Here is a 6,365-nt window from a genome sequence, read left to right on the forward strand (position 1 = left end):
ACGCTCTATACAGTTTTCTTCCCTAAAATAAATTTCTTAGCAGCGCAAAGTCCCGAGACCCTTATCAGCCGAATATTCTAATTGATTGGCGGGACTTCAAAAAAAAATTTGAGTAGCTTTACTAATGAAATTTTATAAAACTGAACCATGGCAATCAAAAACATAACAATTACACAAGGCTTCATCATTGCGGGTTTGATGAACCTGACGGTCTTGATTTTTTCAAGATTCTTCACCAATCCAACCATTCCTGAATTCGATTCCGTTGTGATGTCAAATTTTGGCCTATTAATGATTGTCCTTTGGGGACTGGCCTATATTTCTATTTCCAAAAGTTATCGTGAAGTGAAATGGCTCGTTGGGGTCTTTGTGGTTGGAAAATTCATCTATGGCTACGTTTGGATTAACTGGATCTTGAATAATAACATTTCAGCCGTGTACAAAAAAGATACAATGGCGGGAATCTTTTACTCGCTATATGGGATAAATGATTGGATCTTTTTTGTGTTCTTCCTATTAGTCTTCATCAAAATATTCAAAATGCCAAGCAGCCTAAGCAACGCATAACAACATCTATAAAAAAACAGCCTATATGGGTGGGAGCTTCTTATCAATTTGCGAAGATATGAGTCCGGGCACTTATGGAGGTTTATGGCGTTTAAAAATATTTTAAATTAGGCTCAAATTCTGGAGACTTTGAGCAGCGGGACAAAAATTAAATGACTTTTGTATGATGACCTATTTTTTATTGATTATCGGTTTTATAATACTCATAAAAGGCGCGGACCTACTGGTAGAAGGAGCATCGTCAATTGCACAAAAATTGAATGTGTCTGATTTGGTAATCGGATTAACGGTAGTGGCTTTTGGCACTTCTGCGCCGGAAATGTTTGTTAATGTTTTTGCGAGTATCGAGGGTAATTCAAATATCGCAATTGGTAATATTCTAGGAAGCAACATCGCTAATATTTTCTTGATACTTGGAGTCTCGGCAATGATCTACCCGCTTGCGGTTAAAAGCAATACCGTGTGGAAAGAAATTCCATTTAGTTTGCTGGCGGCAGTGATTTTGGGGATTTTGGCAAATGATTATTTGATTGACAACAAAGCGAGTTCAGAATTAACCCGAAGTGATGGGCTAGTGCTGCTTGGCTTCTTCATCATTTTCATGTATTACATTTTCAGCATTGTCAAAAAAACCGAACAAAAACTAAAGGAAGAGTCCCCACAAATGAGTAATTTCAGGGCTGTTGCTTATATCCTTTTGGGTTTATCAGGACTCGTGTTAGGAGGCAGCTGGATTGTCGACGCTGCAGTAAAAATCGCCAGTCAATTTGGGGTGAGCGAATATTTGATTGGTTTGACGGTTGTTGCTGTAGGCACTTCTCTTCCCGAACTTGCCACCTCAGCCATGGCAGCTTATAAGAGAAATACTGACATCGCTATTGGCAATGTGGTGGGATCCAATATTTTCAATATCTTTTGGGTATTGGGTATCAGCGCGCTGATAAAACCATTGCCCTTCCAACCTTCCGGCAATTCCGAAATTGCAATGACGATTGTCGCCAGTATACTTTTATTTTTAGTTTTTTTTGTTGGTAAAAAACACGTACTAGAAAAATGGCAGGGCGCATTATTTCTGTTGTTATATGCCGGATATACCTCGTTTTTAATAATCAGAGGATAGAAGAACACACTATTAAAAAACCGGTGCTCTGCAGAGGGCCTTTTAAAACCCGTATAGCTGGAACTAAACCCAGTAAAAATTAAGCCAAATAATAAAACTTAAAACACGATAACTTACCATTATGGAATATCACTTTAGAAAAGCGGAGATGTCCGAAATAAATCCAATTTGGGAGATCCTGCAACAAGCCATACTGCGAAGAAAACAAGACGGCAGCAACCAATGGCAAGACGGCTACCCCAATCCCGAAGTCGTGCAAAATGACATCGAGAAAGGGCAGGGTTTTGTCCTTCTTGAAGGAGAAACTGTCGTAGGTTACAGTGCCGTGATAATCAATTACGAACCCGCCTACGATGACATTGAAGGAAAATGGCTGACGAATGGTGATTTTGTCGTGATTCACCGCGTTGCCGTTTCCGAGAAACATTTGGGCAAAGGTTTGGCTAAAATGATTATCCTATACGTAGAAGATTTTGCGCTAAACAACAACATATACAGCGTAAAAGTGGACACCAATTTTGATAATATCCCTATGATGAAAATTTTGGAAAATAGGGGTTATACTTTATGCGGCGAGGTGCATTTCAGGGGAAGCGCTAGAAAAGCATACGAGAAAGTGCTGGCTAAACAGGACTCCTTGAAATAATAAAAAACCCTTTCGGTTTGAATATGAGAAAACCGCAAATTCGCAAATTAAAACAGTTAGAATCTGTTTCAATAGTTTGCGAATTTGCGGTAATTTTATTTTAATACTTTATCCAAGAAAGATACTTCTCTAAACTTCGACGGCAAAATAAATATTAAACGCTGGCCTCTTCAGTAGCCGGTTCAAATTCCATATGATCCTCCACTTCCGCTGCCACTTCAGGTTTAGAAGCTTTCAGGGCATTGAACCTTTCCTTTTGCTCAAGCTCCCCTTCTTCACCGCTGAAATAAGGAAAAACATCCATTATCGGAGATTCCGAAATAGCGGGAATGCTATAGTCGCCCATGGTATTTTTCATTGCATGGATGGTGTTATCGTAGGCCTCCTTCACGTCATTTGCCTGAACCAACAGATACATATTCGTCTTGCGCTCTTTTCCGCTTTCCTCGTCGTAAGCCACCAATGAAACTTTTGACTTAAACCAACGGTCCGCATTTTCGAAGGGATGGATCTCGGCAAAATTGGCCACTTTTATGTTCGTGATTTTGAATTCCTCACTGATATAGGCCGACATCTCTTCGGTAATCCTACTTTCGGCTTCCGTATAGGACAAAGCATCTACCAAATAAGGTTCTGTCGTAACTTTTTGCAGGCCAGTATCATCCGTTTTTCTATATTTTATTTTGCATTCGTACCACATAGTGCTTTCTGTTTTTTATTAAGGATGTCAAAGATAGATTTTAAAGGAAAAAAAATCCACTAATCGCAAAATAGATATCCACAATTTCGGATGAATGTCAGGATTGAATTTTCTCCTCTTTTTTGGGTCGTCATTCAACCAGAACCTGATTTACATCTCAACCAGACATTAAGCTTTTTACCAAATATTTTTATTTAGTTTTAAAACTAAAAATCAAATCGAAAAATAAAAATAAAAAATTCTTGATGTAATCTCTCCTTCGTCGAGATGACAAAAAGCAGAAGAAATAGCAGCCAAAAAAGAATGATTTTTTTCCGTTAGGCTCATTTTCTACTCTTTATAAAATTCCCTATTTTTGCAGTCTAAAATTTATCTGATGCCAAACAAGAAATACAAAATAGCAGTCATTCAATTGAATCTTAACGACGTTGCCGAAAACAACCTTAAAAAATGTTTGAGTTGGGTGCGCGATGCGGCCAGTCAAGGTGCCGAAGTTATTTCATTACCGGAATTATACAGCAGTCATTATTTCTGTCAAAGTGAAGATGTTGACAATTTTGCCTTGGCGGAACCATTGTACAGCACTTCGTTTATCGCTTTTTCGGCTTTGGCAAAAGAACTGGGAGTGGTGATCATTGTTCCTTTCTTCGAAAAAAGAATGGCCGGCATCTACCACAACAGCGCATACATCATTGACACCGACGGTTCAGAAGCGGGATTGTACCGCAAAATGCACATTCCGGACGATCCGCATTTTTACGAAAAATTCTATTTCACGCCGGGAGATTTGGGTTTCAAAACGATTCCGACTCAAAAAGGAAAAATAGGAACTTTAATCTGTTGGGACCAGTGGTATCCTGAAGCGGCACGCTTGACGGCACTTCAAGGGGCCGAAGTTTTGTTTTATCCAACAGCGATAGGATGGCATCCGGGAGAAAAAGACGAATATGGTGTAAATCAACATGGCGCTTGGATGAGCGTTATGAAAGGGCATGCCGTTGCAAATGGAGTTTATGTTGCCGCAGCCAACAGGATTGGCCTCGAACAATACTTGCCTGATACGGATGGAATTCAGTTCTGGGGATCTTCGTTCATTGCCGGACCACAGGGCGAAATTTTGGCGCAAGCCTCACACGACAAAGAAGAAATCCTTATTGCCGAAGTCGATTTAGATTTACAGGAAAATGTACGTCAGAATTGGCCGTTTTTCAGGGACAGACGAATTGACGCTTTTGGTGACATTACTAAAAGAGCAATCGACTAATTATGGCTACTACAAATAACAGAAGATTCCCCGCGGAATGGGAAAAACAAGAAGGCATATTACTTTGTTTCCCTCATAACGGAAACGACTGGCCCGGAAAGTACGAAGCTATCCAATGGGCTTTTGTCGAATTCATCAAAAAAGTCGCCATTTACGAAACGGTATTTCTGGTTGTTTCCGACGAAAAACTAAAAGAGAAAGTAACGGGAATGCTCGAAAGGGCTCGCGTCAATCTAGATAATCTTTCATTCATCATCCAAAAAACCAACAGAAGCTGGATGCGTGACTCCGGCCCTATTATTGTTAAAAACGGAGAAAAAAGGGAGGCTTTAAATTTCAACTTTAACGGTTGGGCCAAATATAAAAATTATCAGCTTGACAAGCATGTTCCTGCTAAAGTTGCGCAGTTTCTTGACATCCCTTTGACGCAAGTCATGTATAAGGGAAAGCCGGTTATTGTTGAAGGCGGCGCAATCGATTCGAACGGAAAAGGGACCTTATTGACCTCCGAGGAATGTCTGATGCATCCGAATATCCAGGTACGGAACCCAAATTTCACTAAAGCCGATTACGAGGCGGTATTCAAGGAATACTTAGGGATAACCAATGTGATTTGGTTAGGTGATGGTATTGAAGGCGATGATACACACGGACACATCGACGATTTATGCCGTTTCATCAACGAAGACACTATCGTAACCATCATTGAGACAAATACTGAAGACAACAACTATCTTCCATTACAAGACAACCTAAAGCGATTGCAAAACGCAAAACTCGAAAATGGTAGGTCGCCAATCATCGTGGCCTTACCAATGCCAAAACGCCTCGATTTTGAAGATTTGAGATTGCCGGCGAGTTATGCTAATTTCCTGATTTTGAATAAATGCGTTCTAGTTCCTACTTTTAACGACCCAAACGATCGCAAAGCCCTGAACATTCTTGCTGAATGTTTTCCTGATAGAGAAATCATCGGAATTAGTGCCATCGATTTGATTTGGGGTTTTGGAACTCTGCATTGCCTAAGCCAACAGATTCCATCTTAAAAAGACTTAAATATTTTTGCATAAAAAAACACCAGCGTTATGCCGGTGTTTTTGTTTATGGTACTGAAGAAACTATTTGTCCTTCGTAAAAGGTATCTTTTGACTATCGTTCAAAATCATGTCAAATCCGGTTTGGCTTTCATTAAATTGAAATTTAAGTCCAGCACTCTCAGATTCAAAAAGGTTTTTACCAATTGGTTCCACCGTAAATTTAGGGTAATCCGTTATTTCCACATTGAGAACGCTACTTTTCTCGCTAAAAATAATCTTTATTGGGGCTTTATCATTAGAGTAAGTCCCCAAATAGCCATCTAAAATAACGTCTTTTTCAATTGTTCCTTTATCGGCAGTCCACATATTATTTCCTTCGTTATGATCCGGAAAGACGTGGTCAGGGTCTAAAGTAATGCTCTCGATTTCCTCAGTAGAGTCATGCTTAAACGACCATACGGTGTTCCTTTGCCATACTTCTACTGGTAATTTCACTCGGCTCACTTTTCCGCTTTTAGTTTTTACGTCCAAGACTATTGGCATAGCCATTTTGTCAAAATTCTCTACAGTGATAACAACACCTTGTTTCGGGTCATTTTTCACATATTTGATTCCATTTATTCCTTGGTCAAAACGCCAGTTGTTCACAAACCAACTTCTCCAAAACCAGCCTAAATCCTCACCGGCCACGTTTTCCATTGTTCTGAAAAAATCGTCCGGAGTTGGATGTTTAAATGCCCAGCGTTCCACGTAGCTGCGAAAAGCCCTATCAAAACGCTCTTCACCCAATACTTGTTCACGCAAAACGATCAATGCAGAACTCGGCTTAAAATAACATAAAACGCCAATGTTTGCCTCTTTCATATTATCTGGAGAACTCATTATCGTTTCTAAATCTGGTCTGGTGAATGTTTCTGCCATCTTATGAAAATCGATTGCCTCTGATTTGTATTCGCCGTTGTTGAAATCAACTGAACTTAATGAGTTGATAAAAGTGTTGAAACCTTCATCCATCCATCCAAATAAACGCT

General features: G+C 39.7%; 7 protein-coding genes. 5 read left to right on the top strand and 2 right to left on the bottom strand.

Going from position 1 to position 6,365, the window contains the following annotated elements:
• Positions 1 to 147: 147 nt before the first annotated feature.
• The 3 genes from VIH09_RS03850 to VIH09_RS03860 all read left to right on the top strand — a co-directional run bounded on the left by VIH09_RS03850 (position 148) and on the right by VIH09_RS03860 (position 2,333).
• Positions 148 to 567 (top strand): hypothetical protein, encoded by a 420-nt coding sequence (locus VIH09_RS03850; protein WP_331578061.1) that lies wholly within the window; start codon positions 148 to 150, stop codon positions 565 to 567.
• A gap of 163 nt (positions 568 to 730) precedes the next feature.
• Positions 731 to 1,687 carry a calcium/sodium antiporter gene (locus VIH09_RS03855; protein ID WP_331578063.1) on the top strand — a complete coding sequence of 319 codons (957 nt, stop codon included), beginning with the start codon at positions 731 to 733 and terminating at the stop codon, positions 1,685 to 1,687.
• Between the two features lie 121 nt (positions 1,688 to 1,808).
• A complete protein-coding gene (locus VIH09_RS03860) occupies positions 1,809 to 2,333 on the top strand; it encodes a GNAT family N-acetyltransferase (protein WP_331578065.1) in 525 nt (174 codons plus the stop codon).
• 154 nt (positions 2,334 to 2,487) lie between these two features.
• Here VIH09_RS03860 and VIH09_RS03865 read toward each other — a convergent pair whose 3' ends face one another.
• A complete protein-coding gene (locus tag VIH09_RS03865) occupies positions 2,488 to 3,033 on the bottom strand; it encodes a DUF4494 domain-containing protein (protein ID WP_331578067.1) in 546 nt (181 codons plus the stop codon).
• A 376-nt stretch (positions 3,034 to 3,409) separates the two neighbouring features.
• On the opposite strand from VIH09_RS03865, the gene VIH09_RS03870 reads away from it, so the two are divergent.
• On the top strand, positions 3,410 to 4,297 hold the full coding sequence (locus VIH09_RS03870; protein WP_331578069.1) for a carbon-nitrogen hydrolase: 888 nt from the start codon (positions 3,410 to 3,412) through the stop codon (positions 4,295 to 4,297).
• 2 nt (positions 4,298 to 4,299) lie between these two features.
• Positions 4,300 to 5,343, top strand: a complete 1,044-nt coding sequence (locus VIH09_RS03875) for an agmatine deiminase family protein (RefSeq protein ID WP_331578070.1) — start codon at positions 4,300 to 4,302, stop codon at positions 5,341 to 5,343.
• Positions 5,344 to 5,415: 72 nt separating this feature from the next.
• Here the strand turns inward: VIH09_RS03875 and VIH09_RS03880 are convergent.
• A partial coding sequence (locus VIH09_RS03880) for a M1 family aminopeptidase (protein ID WP_331578072.1) occupies positions 5,416 to 6,365 on the bottom strand: 950 nt, incomplete at its 5' end.

Source organism: Flavobacterium sp. (assembly GCF_036515215.1).
Taxonomy (GTDB): Bacteria; Bacteroidota; Bacteroidia; order Flavobacteriales; family Flavobacteriaceae; genus Flavobacterium.